At 62.9% G+C, this 18,006-nt stretch carries 17 protein-coding genes; 14 read left to right on the top strand and 3 right to left on the bottom strand.

Annotated features, from left to right (window positions below; genetic code table 11):
- Positions 1–33: 33 nt before the first annotated feature.
- From C7I87_RS01445 to C7I87_RS01410, 8 genes are all read left to right on the top strand, one after another.
- Positions 34–1,284, top strand: a complete 1,251-nt coding sequence (locus C7I87_RS01445) for an aconitase X (RefSeq protein WP_149902521.1) — start codon at positions 34–36, stop codon at positions 1,282–1,284.
- On the top strand, positions 1,281–1,751 hold the full coding sequence (locus C7I87_RS01440) for an aconitase X swivel domain-containing protein (RefSeq protein ID WP_149902520.1): 471 nt from the start codon (positions 1,281–1,283) through the stop codon (positions 1,749–1,751). Before C7I87_RS01445 ends, C7I87_RS01440 begins: the two co-directional genes overlap by 4 nt.
- Before the next feature lie 122 nt (positions 1,752–1,873).
- Entirely contained in the window at positions 1,874–2,962 is a 1,089-nt protein-coding gene (locus C7I87_RS01435) for a Gfo/Idh/MocA family protein (RefSeq protein ID WP_149902519.1), read from the top strand.
- Between the two features lie 55 nt (positions 2,963–3,017).
- Positions 3,018–3,932 (top strand): sugar phosphate isomerase/epimerase family protein, encoded by a 915-nt coding sequence (locus C7I87_RS01430; protein ID WP_149902518.1) that lies wholly within the window; start codon positions 3,018–3,020, stop codon positions 3,930–3,932.
- An 18-nt stretch (positions 3,933–3,950) separates the two neighbouring features.
- Complete coding sequence (locus tag C7I87_RS01425; RefSeq protein ID WP_149902517.1) at positions 3,951–5,033, top strand: fatty acid desaturase family protein; 1,083 nt, start codon at positions 3,951–3,953, stop codon at positions 5,031–5,033.
- A gap of 28 nt (positions 5,034–5,061) precedes the next feature.
- Positions 5,062–5,376 (top strand): MocE family 2Fe-2S type ferredoxin, encoded by a 315-nt coding sequence (locus C7I87_RS01420; protein ID WP_149902516.1) that lies wholly within the window; start codon positions 5,062–5,064, stop codon positions 5,374–5,376.
- A gap of 34 nt (positions 5,377–5,410) precedes the next feature.
- Positions 5,411–6,211, top strand: coding sequence for a 3-methyl-2-oxobutanoate hydroxymethyltransferase (locus tag C7I87_RS01415; RefSeq protein ID WP_149902515.1), 801 nt, complete (start codon positions 5,411–5,413; stop codon positions 6,209–6,211).
- A gap of 57 nt (positions 6,212–6,268) precedes the next feature.
- Positions 6,269–6,568 carry a hypothetical protein gene (locus C7I87_RS01410; RefSeq protein ID WP_149902514.1) on the top strand — a complete coding sequence of 100 codons (300 nt, stop codon included), beginning with the start codon at positions 6,269–6,271 and terminating at the stop codon, positions 6,566–6,568.
- Between the two features lie 7 nt (positions 6,569–6,575).
- On the opposite strand, the gene hutH is transcribed toward C7I87_RS01410, so the two are convergent.
- Both hutH and C7I87_RS01400 read right to left on the bottom strand, forming a co-directional pair.
- A complete protein-coding gene (gene hutH, locus C7I87_RS01405; RefSeq protein ID WP_149902513.1) occupies positions 6,576–8,069 on the bottom strand; it encodes an HAL/PAL/TAL family ammonia-lyase in 1,494 nt (497 codons plus the stop codon).
- Positions 8,066–9,067 (bottom strand): ornithine cyclodeaminase family protein, encoded by a 1,002-nt coding sequence (locus tag C7I87_RS01400; RefSeq protein ID WP_149902512.1) that lies wholly within the window; start codon positions 9,065–9,067, stop codon positions 8,066–8,068. The genes hutH and C7I87_RS01400 overlap by 4 nt, the downstream gene beginning before the upstream one ends.
- Before the next feature lie 114 nt (positions 9,068–9,181).
- Between C7I87_RS01400 and C7I87_RS01395 the strand changes: the two genes are divergently transcribed.
- The gene (locus tag C7I87_RS01395) at positions 9,182–10,615 is read left to right on the top strand and encodes a DHA2 family efflux MFS transporter permease subunit (protein ID WP_149902511.1); all 1,434 of its coding nucleotides are present in this window, start codon (positions 9,182–9,184) and stop codon (positions 10,613–10,615) included.
- A 27-nt stretch (positions 10,616–10,642) separates the two neighbouring features.
- On the opposite strand, the gene C7I87_RS01390 is transcribed toward C7I87_RS01395, so the two are convergent.
- Positions 10,643–10,888 (bottom strand): hypothetical protein, encoded by a 246-nt coding sequence (locus C7I87_RS01390; RefSeq protein ID WP_149902510.1) that lies wholly within the window; start codon positions 10,886–10,888, stop codon positions 10,643–10,645.
- On the opposite strand from C7I87_RS01390, the gene C7I87_RS01385 reads away from it, so the two are divergent.
- The 5 genes from C7I87_RS01385 (at position 10,888) to C7I87_RS01365 (ending at position 17,873) form a co-directional block, all read left to right on the top strand.
- Complete coding sequence (locus C7I87_RS01385) at positions 10,888–11,874, top strand: ABC transporter permease (protein WP_149902509.1); 987 nt, start codon at positions 10,888–10,890, stop codon at positions 11,872–11,874. The two genes, C7I87_RS01390 and C7I87_RS01385, sit on opposite strands and share 1 nt — an antisense overlap.
- Before the next feature lie 87 nt (positions 11,875–11,961).
- Entirely contained in the window at positions 11,962–12,987 is a 1,026-nt protein-coding gene (locus tag C7I87_RS01380; protein WP_149902508.1) for a sugar ABC transporter substrate-binding protein, read from the top strand.
- A gap of 214 nt (positions 12,988–13,201) precedes the next feature.
- Positions 13,202–15,325: an ABC transporter permease gene (locus tag C7I87_RS01375; RefSeq protein ID WP_149902507.1), complete on the top strand. Its 2,124-nt coding sequence runs from the start codon at positions 13,202–13,204 to the stop codon at positions 15,323–15,325.
- Positions 15,322–16,377, top strand: coding sequence for an SMP-30/gluconolactonase/LRE family protein (locus tag C7I87_RS01370; protein ID WP_149902506.1), 1,056 nt, complete (start codon positions 15,322–15,324; stop codon positions 16,375–16,377). The genes C7I87_RS01375 and C7I87_RS01370 overlap by 4 nt, the downstream gene beginning before the upstream one ends.
- On the top strand, positions 16,377–17,873 hold the full coding sequence (locus C7I87_RS01365) for a sugar ABC transporter ATP-binding protein (RefSeq protein ID WP_149902505.1): 1,497 nt from the start codon (positions 16,377–16,379) through the stop codon (positions 17,871–17,873). The genes C7I87_RS01370 and C7I87_RS01365 overlap by 1 nt, the downstream gene beginning before the upstream one ends.
- Positions 17,874–18,006 lie beyond the last annotated feature (133 nt).

Raw genomic sequence — 18,006 nt, 5'->3', positions numbered from 1 at the left:
GCCATAAGATCGAGTAGAGTCCGGAGCACATCGATGACTTTGGAACTGAGTGCGCTGGACAAATCCGTGCTCGGCGGTGAGCAAGGTCCTTCGGTTGCCGCCGCAATGAAAATCCTCCTCGCCTTTTCCAAAGCCATCGGTGCGGGCAGTCTGCTCGATATCACCGGCGCCCATATTGATGGCTGCCTCTATCACGGCAAGGCAGGGCTCGATTTCGTCGAGCGGCTGGTCGAGGGCGGTGGCCGTGTGCGTGTGCCGACGACGCTCAATGTCGGCTCGTTCGACCTCATCCATCCCGGCATGGTGAAGATGCCCGTCGCGGAAGAAGTGCCGGCGCGGCGGCTGATGAAGGCGCATCTGGAGCTTGGCTGCCAGGCCACATTCACCTGTGCCCCCTACCAGACGCGGTTCCGACCTGAATTCGGCCAGCAGATCGCATGGGGCGAATCCAACGCCATCGTTTTCGCCAATTCGGTGATCGGTGCGCGCACCAACCGCTATGGCGATTTTATCGATCTGTGCTGCGCCATGACTGGGCGCGCGCCGGCCTGGGGCTTGCATCTCAGCGAGAACCGGCGCGGCCGCATCCTGTTCGAAATGGACATCGCCGACCCGGAACCAAGCGACAGCCTGTTCGTCGGCGTCGGGCTGATCATCGGGCAAGCGAGCGGCGATCGCATTCCGGTCATATCAGGCCTGCCGCAACCACGCGACGAGGACCAGCTGAAGGCGCTGGGCGCGGCGGCGGCAACGACCGGCGCGGTGGCATTGTTCCATGTGGTTGGCATCACGCCCGAGGCGGGGACGCTCGAAGAGGCGTTCCACGGTCACGCCCCGGAAGAGATGTTTCGCATCAGTCGCGCCGACATTGATCATGCGCTTTCCAGGCTGTCTGGAGTGCCCGATGGCGCGCCGCTTTCGGCCGTCTCACTGGGCACGCCGCATTTCTCGCATGAAGAATGGATGCGCCTTTTACCGCTGCTGCGCACCGTCGCGCCGGGCAGGGGCATCCCGATCTATGTCAACACGGGCCGAGCGACGCTGATGCGGCTGCAGGAGGAGGGCGCGCTCGACGGGATGGAGGCGTTCGGCCTGATTCCGGTCGCCGACACCTGTACCTACGTCACTTCGATCCTCGAACGCCTCGACGGTGTGGTGATGACCAATTCCGGCAAATGGGCGCATTATGCGCCGGGCAATATCGGCGTGACCGTCGCCTTCGCCGAGATGAGGGACTGCATCCAGTCCGCCGCGGCCGGGCATGTCGTGCGGAGTGCATTATGACGCGGCCGGTGGAACTGGAAGTTACTGAGCGATCCGGTACATTCCAGCTGGCCGGCATCGCGGAAGGGCAGGCCTTGGTGATTTCGCAGCCGCTCAGCTTCTGGGGCGGCATCGACGTGGAGACCGGCGATATCATCGACCATTCCCATCCCGATCTTGGCCAGAATGTCGCCGGCAAGATCCTGGTCATGCCGGGCGGGCGTGGATCGTCTTCTTCTTCCTCAGTGCTGGCCGAGGCAATCCGCAGGGGCACGGCACCGGCCGGCGTCCTTCTCGAGCGGCCGGACCCGATCCTGGCGGTCGGAGCCATCGTGGCGGAGTTCCTTTATGCGATCAGCATGCCGCTGGTGGTCTGTGACATTGCGGGCCTGCCTTCCGGCGGGCGTATTGCGGTCGGTGTCGGTGCGGATGGCGAGGCGATAGTTAGCCTTGTCGATGCGGCGACCGCCGGGGGAGCTGCGGTCTGACGCAGCTTTTCTTGCTTTGGATTCCGCAGCTGTCACCTGCACCGTCCTGATGGGAAATGATGGTGCAGGCCTTGGCCGACGCCGGGTCCTTGACGTTATATCCTGTTCTCTAGGAGGACTGGATGGCGAGCACGGATTTCAAACCGGACGTCGAGGTGCGCGTCAGGGAATACCGGATCGGCTGCGTCGGCGCCGGCATGATCATGGCCGAGTGCCACCTGGCTGCCTATGCGCAGGCCGAATTTCCAGTGGTGGCGATCGCGTCGCGCACGAAGGCCAGCGCGGAGAAGGTGGCGAGGCGCTGGGCAATTCCCGCCGTGCACGACACGCCGGAGCAGCTGATCGAAGATGGCAATGTCGAGATCGTGGACCTTGCCTTTCCTCCCGACCAGCAGCCGGCGTTGATCCGCCATGCGCTGAAGCAGAAGCACATCAAGGCGATCCTGGCGCAGAAGCCTTTGGCGCTGTCGGTCGAGGAAGCCGTCAAGCTGCGCGACGAGGCGGCGAAGGCCGGCAAGATCCTCTCGGTCAACCAGAACATGCGCTACGACCAGTCGATGCGCGTGTTGAAGCAGATCATCGACAGCGGCGCGTTGGGCGACATCGTCTTCGCGCAGATCGACATGCATGCCATCCCGCACTGGCAGACCTTCCTTCAGGGCTACGACCGGCTGACGCTCGCCAATATGAGCGTGCATCACCTCGACGTGCTGCGCTTCCTGTTCGGCGATCCCGACGAGATCACCACGCTGGCGCGCAAGGATCCGCGCACGACGTTCGACCATTCGGACGGCATCACCGTCTCGACCTTGCGTTTCCCCACCGGCGTGCTTGCCGTGTCGCTCGAGGATGTCTGGTCCGGTCCGCGCCAGGAGGGCTACAAGGACGACCAGCACATCAACTGGCGTGTCGACGGCACCAAGGGCGTCGCCAAGGGCACGATCGGCTGGCCGACGGGCGTTGCATCGACCTTGACCTATGCCTCCACCGAAACGACCGGTGGAGAATGGGTCAGACCAAGCTGGGAGACGATGTGGTTCCCACATGCTTTCATCGGCGTCATGGAGCAGCTTCAGTATGCGGTGAAGACGGGCACGCCGCCGGCTTTGTCGATTGCCGACAACGTCAAGACCATGGCGCTGGTCGAAGCCGGCTACCGCTCGATGGGTGAAGGTCGCACGGTCAGGCTTTCCGAGATCGCTACCAACTGAATGTCTGTCGCCTAACAGCATGGCGTCTAAATCGCTTACCGGGAGGACTTCACCCATGATGCAGGCAGGAATTTTCACCGGCTATTTCCCCTATGAATTGGAGGAAGCCGCCAGGCGCATCCGCGCGCTCGGTTTCAACACGGTGCAACTCGACCTGCATTTCAGGGATATTGACCTGTCGGCCGGGCAGATCACCAAGGACAAGGCCAGGAAGGTGCGCGACGTCTTCCGCGACCACAATCTGCCGGTCTGCTGCGTGTCGGGCTACACCAACATCATCCATCCTGACAAAACCGAGCGCGACAGGCGCGTCGGCTATCTCAAGGAGATCATCCGCAACGCGCGCGATTTCGGCTCGCCCTATGTGATCTCCGAAACCGGCACCTACAATACCGAATCCGACTGGGTGCATCATCCCAGGAACAAGACCGAAGAGGGGTTCGAGGAATGCCGCAAGGTCATCTCCGACCTTGCCCAGACGGCCTATGACCACGGCGCGGTCTTCCTGCTCGAAACCTATGTCAATAACGTCGTCGGCTCGGTCGAAGAGACGGTGAAAATGTTCGCGCAGGTCGATCACCCCGGGCTCGGCCTCTTGATGGATCCGACCAATTATTTCGAGGCGCACAACATCGATCGCATGGACCAGGTGCTGAACCAGGTGTTCGACACGCTGACCGACAAGATCAGGATCGCGCACGCCAAGGACGTCAAGCGTTCGGGTGGCGACAAGTCGGAAAAACATGCCGACATCGGCGACGAGAACGCGCATGAGGGGCTGACATTCCGTGGCGTCGGCGAGATCGAACTGCCCGCACCTGGTCTCGGCTCGCTGAACTATGATCTCTATCTCAAGCGGCTCAGCGAGAAGCACCCGAACATCCCGGTCATCATTGAGCACTTGACCGAGGACGACGTGCCGCGCGCCAAAACATTTCTGGATGGGAAATTCCGCGCCAACGGCCTTTGAGGCCAGCGGGAGAAGACGATGGCGAAAAAGCGCGACTACAGCCTAGTCGGCGAAAGCACCAGGACGGCGATCGAGACCGGGCTTGCCTCGGCTGAGTGGTACCACACGGACGTGCCACGCAAGGCGATGAAGGAACTGATGCAGCGTTCCGACGGCCCGGCGATCCGCGACACCATCATCTGGATTGTCGCGATACTGGGTTCGGCCGCCGGCATCGTCTGGTTCTGGGGTTCGTGGTGGGTGGTGCCGTTCCTGTTCGTCTACGGCGTGCTCTACGGCTCGTCGAGCGACTCGCGCTGGCACGAGTGCGGCCATGGCACGGCCTTTCGCACGCGCTGGATGAACGATGTCGTCTACCACATCGCCTCCTTCATGCTGATGCGCAATCCCGTGCAATGGCGCTGGAGCCATGCCCGCCATCACACCGACACCATCATCGTCGGCCGCGATGCCGAGATCGCCGTCATGCGCCCGCCGGACCTGTTGAAGGCGGCGCTTGCCCTCACCGGCATTCTCGATTTCCGCTATTCGCTGCCGACGCTGGTGCGCCAGGCATCAGGCACACTGTCCGACGAAGAGAAGAGCTATATCCCCGAGATGGAGCAGCATAAGGCCGTGGTCGCGGCTCGCTGGCACGTTGCGATCTATGTCGCGACGATCGCCCTCGCGATCGCGCTGAGGTCGTGGATACCGCTGGTGCTGATCGGCCTGCCGCGCCTCTACGGCACCTGGCACATGGTGACGACCGGCTTGCTGCAGCATATCGGCTTGGCCGACAATGTCGTCGACCACCGGCTGAACACGCGCACCGTCCACATGAACCCGATCAGCCGGTTCATCTACTGGAACATGAATTACCACGTGGAGCACCACATGTTCCCGATGGTGCCGTATCACGCGCTGCCCAGGCTGCACGAACTGATCAAGCATGATCTGCCGGAGCCCAATCCGTCGATGTGGCATGCCTACCGCGAGGTTTGGCCGGTCCTGCTCAGGCAGCTGAAATACGAGGACTATTACCTCAAGCGCGAATTGCCGCCGACGGCCAGGCCGTATCGCGGCGAGTTCCACGAGGTCGATATGTCGGCGGCGGCCGAATAGCGGTCGCGAGTGGTTGCAGGAGATTGAAATGGCGGATTGGGTTGAAGCGTGCGCGGTGGACGACATCGAGGAAGAGGATGTCATCCGCTTCGACCATGGCGGCCGCACCTTCGCGATCTACCGCTCGCCGGACGACGAATTCTTCGCCACAGATGGTTTTTGCACACATGAAAAGGCGCATCTGGCCGACGGGCTTGTCATGGACGACATCATCGAATGCCCCAAGCACAATGGCCGCTTCAACTACAAGACCGGCCAGGCCAAGGGCGCACCGGTCTGCGTCAACCTCAAGACCTACCCAGTCCGGATTGAAGCTGGCAAGGTGATGATCGAGATCGGCTGAAGAGCCGGCACCAGCAAATCAAGGAAAGAGTTCCATGAGCCGAAAGAGACCGACCGTCGCCGACCTGCGCGCCATGAAAGGCAAGCGTCAGCTGACCATGCTGCGCGTGCTGACCCTGGACGAGGCGGAAGCCGCCGAGCGGGCAGGGGTCGACATCGTCTCGGTGCCGCCCGAGCTGGTGCTCAATCCGCAATACCGCGATGCGGCACCCAGCCTGTTCACCATGCCGGGGGACAATTTCTACGAAATCGGCACATCGGACGATTTTCTGCGTTGGGCCTTCCGGCTCTACAAGGCAGGCGCCGACGCGGTCTATTGCAGCGCCGGCTACGCAACCATCAAGCGGATGGCGGACGATGCTATCCCCGTCATCGGCCATGTCGGCCTCATTCCCTCCCGCGCGACCTGGACCGGCGGTTTCAAGGCGGTCGGCAAGTCCGCCGATACGGCCATGCAGGTGTTCGAGGCGGTGAAGCAATTGGAGGCGGCCGGCGCCATCGGCGCCGAGATCGAGGTCGTGCCGGTCGAGGTCGCCAAGGCGATCTCGGAGCGCACCTCGCTGATCATGCTGTCGATGGGGGCGGGCACAGGCTGCGACGCGCAATATCTGTTCGCTGACGACATCCTCGGCCAGAACCGGGGCCACATGCCGCGCCACTCCAAGGTCTATCGCAACTTCGCCGCCGAGTATGACCGGCTGCAGGCGGAGCGAGTGGCGGCGTTCTCGGAGTATGTCGCCGACGTCAACAGCGGCACCTATCCCGAGGACAGGCACATCGTGCACATGGACCCGGCCGAGCTAAAGCTGTTCCTCGACAAGGTCGGCCAGTCTTAAGGTCGGTTGCTGGTTTCCGGTGCATGGGCCAAACGACTTTTCGGGAGCAATGCGTCAATGAAAAATGTTCAGTTGATCGATGGAGCCATCAACACCGCCTACAATATCTATGCAGTGTCGGATGAGGATTTTGAATTGATTTTTCCGAATGGTCAGGACATAGAGTTCATTGAAGATTTCATCAAGCGTGTTGGGCGTAAGAGGGCCGGACAGGTTGTGTATTCTTTAAATAAAGGCTTGCAAAAGAAATCTGAAGTAAACGGAATACACGGTACGCTTTTCTATGAGCTGAGGCGGCAGAAGAAGCGTCTCTATCCGAATAAAAGATTTTCTGATGACCCTACGTCGGCATATTGATGGCACGTCATAAACGGCATAGGGCCTGCCATGTGCCGCCTGTGAGCGCGGCGCAGAGTGCTTCGGCATCGATGCCGAGCGGCCTGTCTTCCTTCAGGATTGGGACGAGCCCGCGCACGGCTGTCTGAACGTGCGTGGTTTGCGGTGCCAGCGTCAGCCCATCGCGCAGGTCGACGGCCTGGGCGGCGGCCATCAGTTCGAAGGCGATCAGCCGCCGCCACAGCGCGATCATCCCGGCGCATTTCGAAACGGCGAGGGGTGACTGGGTGGCGTGATCCTCGACACCTTCCGAAACCGGGAGAAAATCGAGCATTACCGGATTGGCCTTGTGGCGGATGGCGGCCAGGATCGATGTCGCCGTCTTCTGCAACGGCACGAAACCGGCCGAGGCGCCACCGATCGGCGACAGATATTTCGGCAAGCCGTTGCGGCCCGAGCCGGTGAGCTGGATGAAGCGGGCTACACTGGCGGCGGCACATTGAGCGATTGCCAGGCTGAGCGTCTCGAAGGCGAGCGCCAACGCCGCCGTGTGGAAGTTGCCGGTCGACAGCACAAGCTCATCGTCGCCCAGAACCAGCGGGTTGTCGGCGGCGGCATTCAGTTCGATCTCGACGGCTCGTCTTGCCTGGTTGATCGCCTCGATCAGCGCGCCGTGGATCGAGGGCATGCAGCGGATCGACAGCGGGTCCTGTATGGCGGTGGGCGCCGGCGCTTCGTCGCGGGCGAGAAGATCGTGCAGCGCCTTGGCGGCTTCCTGCTGGCCGGCGGCCGGCCGTGCCATGTGCAGGCGCGGATCGAGGATGGTGCGGTTGGCGCCAAAACCTTCCATGGTCAGCGCGCCGGCCTGCTGCTGCTGGGCAAGGGCCGACAGCGCATCCGTGACCACAAGCGCGCCGCTGCCGGCGGATACGGCGGATGCGTTGATCAGCGACAACCCGTCCTTGGGCGCCAGCCCAATCGGGCCGAGGCGGGCCATCATCAGCGCCTTGACTGCCGGCATGCGCCTTCCCTGATAATCGGCTTCGCCTTCGCCGATCAGCAGGCGGGCGAGCGCGGTCATCAGCACAAGGTCGCCGGCGCCGATCGAGCCCAGCGACGGCATAACCGGATGGACGCCGGCATTGAGGACATCGACCAAAGCGACAAAGACCGGCGGCGAAAGGCCGGACCCGCCGGCCGACAGCATTGTCAGGCGGGCAAGCATGGTGGCACGCACGGCCTCGATCGGCAGGGCCTCGCCGACCGCACCGCTGCGGCCTTCCAGCAACTGGCGCTGGAAGGCGCTCGCATCACCCTCGACCGATGTGCCGAGATTGGCGCCGAGGCCGGTGTTCAGGCCGTAAATCTGTTGGCCGGCGGCGGCGGCCTGGTCGAGCATTTTTCGCGCCTTCTCCAGCCTGCCGATGACATCGGTTCCGATCTCCACCTTGCGTGCCTCGCGGGCGACGGCGGCGACATCGCCGACACTGACGCCAGCCCCGGTGAGGACGAGCGCGCTCATGCGAAACGCAACCTCTGGCCGATGCCTTGCGCCTGCGCCTTGGCCAGCATCGCCTTGCCCAACGCGATGTCGGACAATGACAGGCCGCGATGCCAGAACAGGATTGTTTCGTCGTCGCGTTCACGACCAACCTTGAGGCCGGCGGCGATCTGGCCGAGCTCGGCATGCAGCGTCTTTTCGCTCAGCCGCCCTGTCTCGACATGCTCGCGCAGCGAGCCGAACTTGCCGCCCTTGCACTGGCCCCAGTCGTCGACGACCATCTTCTGCATGATGTCGGTCAGCGACAGCTCCACGGCACTCATCGTGCCATAGGGCACCACCAGCGCGCCCGGCTTGATCCATTCGGTCTTGAGCAGCGGCTGCGGCTCGGGCAGGCGCGAGGCCTCGACGACGATGTCGGCACCCTTGACGCAGCTTTCCCAGTCGGCCATCGCTCTGACGGGCTTGCCAAGGTCGGCGGAGAGTTTTGCGGCAAAGCCGTCGCGGCTTTCCGGCCGGCGCGAATGGACGCGGATTTCGTCGAAATCGAAGAGATGGTCGAGCAGGCGCACGTTCCAATAGGCGGTGCCACGCGCGCCGATATGGGCCAGCACTTTCGAACTCTTGCGCGCCAGGTGTTTGGCACCGATGGCTGTGACGGCTCCGGTGCGCATGTCGGTGATGACCGTGGCGTCGAGAATGGCGCGCGGCGCGCCGGTGCGTGGATCGAACAAATTGAGGATGCCGAATTCCGAGGGCAGGCCGTGCAGGTAATTGTCGACATAGTCGCCGACGATCTTCACTCCGGCCGTATCGAGCGGCGCAACATAGCCGCGCAAGACATTGAAATGGCCGTGAAAGGATGGGTCGGGTTCGAGATGGACACGCGGCTCGATCACTGTCTGGCCCTTGCCTTGCGCAACGAGCCCGGCCTCGACCGCGCCGATGATTTCTGCATCGGTCATGGCAAGGGCTTCGATGTCGAGGGCGTTGAGGTAGTCGATGTAGATGGGCTTCATGCGTCTGCGTTCCTCAGCAACCCCGCTCATCCATAACAGGCCGCGACGCCACACGAAAGTTTGTTGGCTCTTGTCTGGACGGAGTCGGCCAAATGCTGTTCAAAGCGGTCCGTCATGACTGCCATTTCCGAGACCGAAGCTTCAGCCGACCCAACCGGGAATTCGCGGCGTGTGGCGCTGATCGTCGCCATCGCCTTCTTCATGCAACTGCTGGATTCGACGATCATCTCGACCTCGCTGCCGCAGATGGGCGCCTCTTTCGGTGTGCCGGCGGTGGCGATGAGCACCGGCATCACCGTCTACATGCTGACCATGGCGGTGTTCGTGCCACTGTCGGGCTGGCTCGCCGACCGCTTTGGCGCACGCAACATTTTTCTCGCGGCCATCGCTCTGTTCACTCTGGCTTCGCTCGCCTGCGGTCTCTCGCAGAACCTGACTGAATTCGTCGTTGCCCGCGCCGTGCAGGGTCTGGGCAGCGCACTGATGACGCCGGTCGGCCGTATCCTGGTGCTGCGCAACGCATCCAAATCCGAATTGCTCAACGCCACGGCGCTGATCACCTGGCCGGCGCTGTTCGCGCCCGTGGTCGGGCCGGTGCTTGGTGGCTTCATCACCACCTATCTGTCCTGGCACTGGAATTTCTTCATCAACATTCCGCTCGGCATGATCGGGCTGGCGCTGGTCGCCCGCTTCATCCCGGGCGACCGTGAAGCCGATCCCAAGCCGCTCGACTGGCCGGGTTTCTTCCTGACGTCGCTGGGGCTCGCCTGCCTGCTCTACGGGCTCGAGCGCATCGCGCATCCGGAGGATGGCGCCTGGCCGACTATAGGGCTGATCGCGGCGGGGATTGTCATCGGCTGGCTGGCGGTGCGCCATCTCCGTCGCGCGCCGCATCCGCTGCTCGACCTGTCGTCCTTCAAGGTGCTGACCTTCGCCATCTCGACGCTCGCCGCCGGCACCATCTTCCGCGTCGCGATCAACGCCACGCCGTTCCTTTTGCCGCTGTTGTTCCAGGTCGGCTTCGGTCTCTCGCCCGTCGATGCCGGCATGATGATCCTGGCCTATTTCCTCGGTAATCTCGGCATGAAGACGGTGACGACGCCGACGCTGCGCCGCTTCGGCTTCCGCTCGGTGATGGTCGTCAACGGCATCATCGCGTCCGCATCGATCATGGCTTGCGCCGCGATCTCACCGCAGACGCCACAAGCGCTGGTGGTGGCGCTGATGCTGATCGCTGGCCTGTCGCGCTCGATGCAGTTCACCGCGCTCAACACGCTGGCCTTTGCCGATATCGCCGCCGGGCAGCGCAGCTCCGCGGCGACGTTGTCCTCAATGCTCCAGCAGATCTCAATGTTGTTCGGCGTCGCCGTGGCGGCGGCGATCCTCAATCTGTCGCAGATCGCCAGGGACCGGACGGCGCTCGATCTCGTCGATTTTCGAGCAGCCTTCCTGGTGATCGGCGTCATCGGGCTGGTGGCGTCGTTCCGTTTCCTGGTGTTGCCGAGGACCGCCGGCGCCGAGGTTTCCGGCCACATGGCCGGGAACTGAAATCGAATTTCCCCGCCGATCGCAGGGTTAAATTCCGTCTTCGCCTTTCGCCTTGGTGCTGTGCTTTCGCCAAGCGCCGCGATGGCGCAACCAATTACCAAAAACGTTGAAGTTTCCATGCATTGCGCCAGATTCGGCAATCAATGCGTCCACTTTGCGAATCCCGTCGCGGGCCCGCGTTTTGAACGCGGATTCATTTGACGAAACGGCGCTGAGCCGATTAGCTTTCTCCCCCAGGGGTGGCAGCGCTGCCACCGGGGTGAAAGCAGACAATGAACATGGCCGGCTGGCTGAACTTCAGGAGCCTGAATCAGGAAGGCATTGTCTTCGCCATAGCGGTGGTGCTGTTCGTTGCCGCGGCTATAGCCCTGCCTGGCTTCATCGATCCCAACAATCTCGTCGCCATCGTCCGCTCGGTCTCGGTGCTGGGTATTCTGGCGCTGGGCATGGCGGTCGTCATCATCGGCCGCGGCATCGACCTGTCGGCGGTGGCGATCATGGCGATGTCGGTCGCCTGGTATCTGCAACTGCTCAACACCGGAACGCCGGATGGGCTGGCCTTCGCCTACGTGCTGGCCGGCGTGCTCGCCATCGGCCTGCTCAACGGCTTTCTCGTCGCCTACGCCGATGTGCCGGCGATCTTCGTGACGCTGGCGACCGGCTCCTTCGTCTTCGGCTATGTCCGCTCGCAACTGATCACGCAAGACGCGGTGCCGGTGCCGCAGGGCCATTGGGTGGAACTGCTCGGCGGTCTGCGCTTCCTCGACGTTCCGATCGAGGTGTTCGTCTTCGCGGGGCTCGCCTTCCTGTTCTTCCTGTTCCTGCGCTACACCAAATGGGGCCGCTACATCTATTTCGCCGGTGACAATCCGGTTGCGGCGCGCAACATCGGCATTCCGGTGCGGCCAATGCTGGTGCTGCGCTATGTGCTGTCCGCTTGCGTGGCACTGATCGCCGGCCTGCTGACGGCGGCCAGCCTGCATTCGATCAACACCCGGGTCGTCAATTCGACGCTGCTCTACGACATCGTGCTGGTGGCAGTGATCGGCGGCATCGGCCTGTCGGGCGGACGAGGCGGGGTGCGCAACGTGCTGGTCGGGGCAGCTCTGATCGGCATCCTGCTCAACGCCATGACCATCATCGACATTCCGCTGCTCTACCAGAACCTGATCAAGGCGGCGATCCTGCTCGGCGCCATCATCGTCGACGGCATCATCAATCCGCGCGACGAACAGACCGCGCAGCAGGGTGACATTTAGAGCAGATGGGCTAGCCCATCTTGCTCGGGGTACCCGGTGGGATCGGGACGATCTTCCGGCAGTGAAAACCGAACCAGAGGATGAGACATGAAACTGATCAGAACACTCATGGCGGCGGCCACGGCCCTTGCCGTCACCGCCTTCGTGGCGCCGACTTTCGCCGCTGACGATCCGGGGCCTGCTGCCTATGCACAAGCGCTGAAAGGCAAGCGCGTCATGCTGGTGCCGCTGGCGATGGGTTTCGACCTGGCGCAAGGCTGGGCGCACTACCTGAAGAAGGAGGTCGAGGCCTGGGGCGGCACGTTCGAGACGCGCGATCCGAACTGGGTGGTCGATGCCGGCGCGCAGGCGATCACCGATGCGATCTCGTCGGACACCAGGCCTGATGTGCTGATCATCCATGCGCCGGACCTCAACTCCTACTCCAAGCTGATGAAGAAGGCGCAGGCCGCCGGCACCTATGTGATCCTCGTGGACAACCCGGCGAATTTCCCCGCCGACGCCTTCGTCGGCAGCGACTGGGACCGGCTCGGCCAGCTCGAAGCCGAAGCCGCGATCAAGGGCTGCGGCGAGAATTCGTCCAAGAAGATCGGGCTGGTGCAGGGCGACCAGGCCAACTCGTCCAGCCTTTATCAATATGCCGGCATTATGAAAGTGCTCGACAAGCACCCCGAGTTCAAGGTCGTGGCCAAGCCCGACTCCAACTGGGATGCGACGACGTCGCGCAACGTGACGACGACCATGCTGCAACAGAACCCGGACATCTGCTCGATCATCGATTTCTGGGATGGTGACGCCACTGGCGCATCCGCCGCGATCCGCGACGCCAAGCTCGACGGCAAGGTGTTTTTGGTCACCACCGGCGGCGGCGAAAAGGCGGCCGATTGCGACAAGCTGCAGGACGGTACTTACGGTGCTGTCGTCATGACAGAACTTGCCCGGCAGTCGGGCGACATGAACGCCATCATCAAATACCTGCTGCAGAGCGGCCAGCCGGCCGGCACCTCGCACACCTACATCTACACGCTGGAGAAGGCGACGACCAAGGCCGACCTCAAGCCCGACAGCTGCTGGGACCTGAAGGCGCTGCAGGCCGAAGCGGCGGCGAAGTAGGGCCGGCTTTCCTGAGTTGGGCGCTGCCCCTCATCCGCCTGCCGGCACCTTCTCCCCGTATAGTGACGGGGAGAAGGGACTAGACGCAACGTTGACGACCCCCTCTCCCCGTCCTTCGCGGGGAGAGGGTAAGGGTGAGGGGCAGCGCAAACCTTGACCGATTGCCCCTCGGATGCCGACCACATCTTTCTCCATCTCTTGCAGCAGTGACCTGATGAGCTTTCGCGAACGCCTCCAGTCCTGGCGCTACAATCTCGTGCCCGACCATCTGGTCGGCGAGATCCTGACCAAGCGCTGGACCGACAACGCCATTCCGTTCCTGGCGCTGGTGGTGACATTGGCGACCTTCGGCTCGATCATTCCGGGCTTCTTCAAGCTGACTTCGCTGCAGGAATCGACCCGCCAGCTCGGTGAATTCTCGATGGTGGTCACCGGCATGACCGTGGTGATGCTGGGCGGCGGCATCGATCTCTCGGTCGGCTCGATCTTCGCGCTGTCCTGCTTCTCCGCCGTCTATGTCTTCTTCATCCTCGAACAGTCGATCTGGCTGGCGCTGGCAGCCTCGCTGGCCACCGGCCTGGTGTTCGGGGCGATCAATGGCTACCTTGTCGGCTATCTCAGGCTGCGCGCCTTCCTCACCACGCTGGTCACCTTCATCTTCGGCCGGGCGCTGTTCGACATCCTGGTCACCAGCTATGCAGCCGACGTGCAACTTTCCACCGCGACGTCGAAGGTGCTGGATTTCATCGGCGACAGCACCTTCTGGGGCCTCTCCGTCTCGGTGTGGCTGGCGATCATTCTGGCCATCGTCACCCATATCGCGTTGACACGATCGCGGCCCGGTTGGCACGTGCTGGCGGTGGGCGGTTCCAGGCGCTCGGCGCATAATGCCGGCATCCGCGTGCGCCGCACCGTGTTCATGACCTATGTCTTTTCCGGCTTCTGCGCCTCGATCGGCGGCTTTCTCATCGCCTGCCGGCTGAGCGGGGCAGGGCCGGGTACGGGCCTGAACCTGGAGATCATGGCGCTGACCGCGGCGGTGGTCGGCGGCGTCAGCCTCGGCGGTGGGCGCGGCTCGGTGATCAAGGGCCTGATGGGCGCCATCATCGTGCTGACCATGACCAACGGGCTGATCCGGCTGGGCTACGGCACCGGCACCAACCAGATGGTGCTCGGCATCATGCTGGCGGTGGCGGTGACCATCGACATCCGCTGGCTGAAGAACCGCCACAAGGTGCTGAACGAAGTCTATGTCGCGCCGGTCTATCTCAAGATGGGCGAAACACAGTCCGCGGTGCCGGGCTCCGGCACGCCTTACGCGCTCGACAACCGGCTGTCTGCGGCGGACCATATCGGGCTCGGCGAACTGGAAGGGCCGGAGGACGTCATCCTCGACCGCGACGACCATCTCTATTGCGGCACGCGCCATGGCGAGATCGTCCGCTTCTTCGCGCCGGATTATGTCAGGTCGGAAGTATTCGCCCATATTGGCGGTTTTCCACTGGGCTTGGCCTTCGACAGATCGGGCAATCTGATCAGCTGCGTCGGCGCCATGGGACTATATTCGGTTTCGCCGGACCGCGAGGTGAAACGCCTGTCGGCGGAGACATCACGCTCCTGGACCTCGATCGTCGACGATGCTCGGCTGCGCGACCCCAATGATTGCGACATCGCGCCCGACGGCCGCATCTATTTCACGGATTCGACGAAGCGATACGACGCCCATGACTGGGCGCTGGACTCGATCGAGAACCGTGCCACCGGCCGGCTGCTGGTCTACGATCCCAGGGATGGCTCGACGAAGACGCTGCTCGACGGCTACCGCTACACCAATGGTGTCTGCATTGCGCATGACGGCAAGTCGCTGTTCTTCGCCGAAAGCTGGGCCTGCCGCGTGCATCGCTATTGGCTGGAAGGGCCGAAGGCCGGCACCGCCGAATGCGTCATCCGCGACATGCCGGGTTATCCCGACAACATCAACCGCGCCTCGGACGGCAATTACTGGATGGCGTGGCTGGGCATGCGCACGCCGAGCTTCGACCTCTCGCTGCGCCACCCCGACATGCGCAAGCGCATGACGCGCCGGCTGCCGCAGGACGAGTGGCTGTTCCCCAACATCAACACCGGCGGCGTGGTGAAATTCAACGAGAAGGGCGGCATCGTCGAGGCGATGGGCGACTTGACGGGCGGCGCGCATCCGATGGTCACCTCGATGCGCGAACACAAGGGTTTCCTGTTCGTTGGCGGCATCCTCAACAACCGCATCGGCCGCTACAAGATTTCGGGCGCCGACCCGAACTGGACCAGCCCCGCTTCCTATTGGGGAGCAAAACCATGATCCTCGACCCGATCCTGGATATGTTTCGCGGCAAGGCGGTGACCATCCCGCCGCTCGACGGCGCCTTCCGTCCCAACACGCGGCTCGATGACGCGCCGGCTTTCGCCGAATTGACCGAGCCGGACAATCTGCTGGTTGCCGATGGCCGGGTGCTGGCCTCCAGCGGCAACGCCATCTACGCGATTGCTGTTGGCGTGGAACCTGTCGTGGTCGAGGCCTTTCCGTCTCCCGTCACGGCGCTGGCGCTGTCGCCTTCAGGCGAACTGACGGTGGGGCTGGAGAGCGGCAAGCTGTTGATCGCGGGCAGGGAGGTGTTTTTGGCGGCGGGGATCCACTGCATCACCGCGCTTGCCTATGCAGAAGACGGCACGCTGTGGCTGGCCAATGGTTCGGCCGAATTCGCGCCGTCGCAATGGGCTGCCGATCTGATGAAAAAAGGCGCGTCCGGTTCGCTTTGGAAACGGGACGCGGCGGGTGGCGAGTTCCGCAAGGTGGCCGGCGACATCGCCTTTCCCTACGGGCTTCACATCCTTGGCAGGGATGTGCTGGTCAGCGAAAGCTGGCGCCATCAGCTTGTCCGTTTCGATGCCGCGACCGGCAGCCGCTCAACCGCGCTGACGCATCTGCCAGGCTATCCCGCGCGGCTGTCGCCCGCCGGCGATGGCGGGGCGTGGCTGACCCTGTTCGCCCCGCGCAACCGGCTGATCGAATTTGTGCTGCAGGAGACGCACTACCGCCAGGACATGATCGACCAGGTGCCGCCGGCCTATTGGATCGCGCCGGCGCTGGCCTCCAACCGCAGCTTCCTCGAACCACTGCAATGCGGCGGCATCCGCACGATGGGCATCCATAAGCCGTGGTCGCCCAGCCGCTCCTACGGGCTGGTGGTCAGGCTCGATCAGAACATGCAGCCGCAATTCAGCCTGCACAGCCGCGCCAACGGTACGCGCCATGGCATCTGCAGCGTGGCGGAGAAGGGCGGCGAACTGTACATCGCTTCCAGGGGTGGCGATTGCGTGCTGGCCGTCGACCTCGCCTCGGGAGGTTTCTGATGGAACCGATCGTTCGCCTCGAGAATGTCACCAAGACTTACCGTGGCGTGCCCGCGGTGAAGAACGTCAGCTTCGAACTGCGCAAGGGGGAAATCCATGCGCTGCTCGGCGAGAATGGTGCCGGCAAGTCGACACTGACCAAGATCATCGCCGGCGTGGTCGATGCCACATCAGGCAAGATGTTCCACAAAGGCCGGGAGATCGCCTACGCCTCGCCGCATGCCGCGCTCGAGGCGGGTATCGCCATGGTGTTCCAGGAGACCAGCCTGGTGCCGTCGATGACGGTGGCGCAGAACCTTTATCTCGGTACTGAAAAATTCCTCAACAGGCTGCGCGGCACGTATATTTCAGCACAGCAGTTCCTGCAGTCGCTGAATTTTCCCGTCGACCCGAACGCCATGGTGGCAACACTGGGTGCCGCCAAGCGGCAGATGGTCGAGATCGCGCGCGCCGTCCACCACAATGCCGAGATCATCATCTTCGACGAGCCGACAGCGACGCTGACGCCGGAGGAGAAGCGGCATTTCTTCGCGCTGATCCGGCGGCTGAAGGCGAACGGTGTGTCGATCGTCTTCATCAGCCACGCGCTGGAAGAAGCATTGATGATTGCCGACCGCATCACAATACTGCGCGACGGCGAGCTGGTCGTCACCGACGACACCTCGGCCTTCGACCGCGACAAGATCGTTGCCGCGATGGTCGGGCGCACGCTGTCGGGACAGATCTACCGCCAGCGCGATGAGGCCAAGCTGCGCAAGGCCGGCAAGAAGGTGCTCTCGGTGCAGGACATTTCGATGGGCAATGTCGTGCGCAACAATTCCTTCTCGATCTTCGAAGGCCAGATCACCGGCGTGTTCGGGCTGATCGGTTCAGGCCGCACCGAGACCTTCAAGATCGTGTCGGGCATCTACAAGCGTGATTTCCTGCGCGGCGGCACGATCGAACTCGACGACAGACCGGTGCGCTATCTCGTGCCGAGCGAAGCGGTGGCGGACGGCATCGTCTATGTCACCGAGGACCGCAAGAGCGAAGGCATCTTCGAGACGATGGGCATTGCCGAGAACCTCTTTGGCGGGCTGCTGGCGGCGGGCCGCGAACAGGCCTGGGTGATCAACCAGCAGGAGATGCGCCAGCTTTCGGCGGAATGGACCAAGACGCTGAACATCAAGGCGATCAACGACAATGCTCGCGTGGTAGAACTGTCCGGCGGCAACCAGCAGAAGGTGGTGATCGGCAAGGGTCTGGTGCAGCAGCCGCGCATCGTCATCTTCGACGAACCGACACGCGGCGTCGATGTCGGTGCGATTGCCGAAATCCACCAGATCATCAACCGGCTGGCCGATGAGGGGCTCGCGGTGGTGGTGATCTCGTCTTACCTGCCGGAGATCATGAACCTGTCCGATCGCATTCTCGTGTGCCGGCAAGGGCGCATCGTCGAGGAGTTTTCGCCGGCCGAGGCGACGGAGGAGAGGATCATGTACGCGGCGGTTCATTAGGGTGTCTCGGTATTCAGGTGAGGCCGGCCTGCAAACGGCGGCTTCCTGCGCTTCCGGTGCTCACGTACGAAAAGTACGCTCCGCTCCGGTTCTCGGAACCCGTCGTTTTCGACTCGGCCTGACCTGAATCTCG

Source organism: Mesorhizobium sp. SARCC-RB16n (genome assembly GCF_008520305.1).
Classification (GTDB): Bacteria; Pseudomonadota; Alphaproteobacteria; order Rhizobiales; family Rhizobiaceae; genus Mesorhizobium.
Note: the sequence above shows the minus strand (reverse complement) of the source record. Positions and strands in the feature narration are given on the sequence as shown.

Bases quoted from the DNA above. Each gene is read 5' to 3' on its own strand.
- C7I87_RS01445 (WP_149902521.1), top strand. From the start codon at position 34: ATGACTTTGGAACTGAGTGCGCTGGACAAATCCGTGCTCGGCGGTGAG.
- C7I87_RS01440 (WP_149902520.1), top strand. From the start codon at position 1,281: ATGACGCGGCCGGTGGAACTGGAAGTTACTGAGCGATCCGGTACATTC.
- C7I87_RS01435 (WP_149902519.1), top strand. From the start codon at position 1,874: ATGGCGAGCACGGATTTCAAACCGGACGTCGAGGTGCGCGTCAGGGAA.
- C7I87_RS01430 (WP_149902518.1), top strand. From the start codon at position 3,018: ATGATGCAGGCAGGAATTTTCACCGGCTATTTCCCCTATGAATTGGAG.
- C7I87_RS01425 (WP_149902517.1), top strand. From the start codon at position 3,951: ATGGCGAAAAAGCGCGACTACAGCCTAGTCGGCGAAAGCACCAGGACG.
- C7I87_RS01420 (WP_149902516.1), top strand. From the start codon at position 5,062: ATGGCGGATTGGGTTGAAGCGTGCGCGGTGGACGACATCGAGGAAGAG.
- C7I87_RS01415 (WP_149902515.1), top strand. From the start codon at position 5,411: ATGAGCCGAAAGAGACCGACCGTCGCCGACCTGCGCGCCATGAAAGGC.
- C7I87_RS01410 (WP_149902514.1), top strand. From the start codon at position 6,269: ATGAAAAATGTTCAGTTGATCGATGGAGCCATCAACACCGCCTACAAT.
- hutH (WP_149902513.1), bottom strand. From the start codon at position 8,069: ATGAGCGCGCTCGTCCTCACCGGGGCTGGCGTCAGTGTCGGCGATGTC.
- C7I87_RS01400 (WP_149902512.1), bottom strand. From the start codon at position 9,067: ATGAAGCCCATCTACATCGACTACCTCAACGCCCTCGACATCGAAGCC.
- C7I87_RS01395 (WP_149902511.1), top strand. From the start codon at position 9,182: ATGACTGCCATTTCCGAGACCGAAGCTTCAGCCGACCCAACCGGGAAT.
- C7I87_RS01385 (WP_149902509.1), top strand. From the start codon at position 10,888: ATGAACATGGCCGGCTGGCTGAACTTCAGGAGCCTGAATCAGGAAGGC.
- C7I87_RS01380 (WP_149902508.1), top strand. From the start codon at position 11,962: ATGAAACTGATCAGAACACTCATGGCGGCGGCCACGGCCCTTGCCGTC.
- C7I87_RS01375 (WP_149902507.1), top strand. From the start codon at position 13,202: ATGAGCTTTCGCGAACGCCTCCAGTCCTGGCGCTACAATCTCGTGCCC.
- C7I87_RS01370 (WP_149902506.1), top strand. From the start codon at position 15,322: ATGATCCTCGACCCGATCCTGGATATGTTTCGCGGCAAGGCGGTGACC.
- C7I87_RS01365 (WP_149902505.1), top strand. From the start codon at position 16,377: ATGGAACCGATCGTTCGCCTCGAGAATGTCACCAAGACTTACCGTGGC.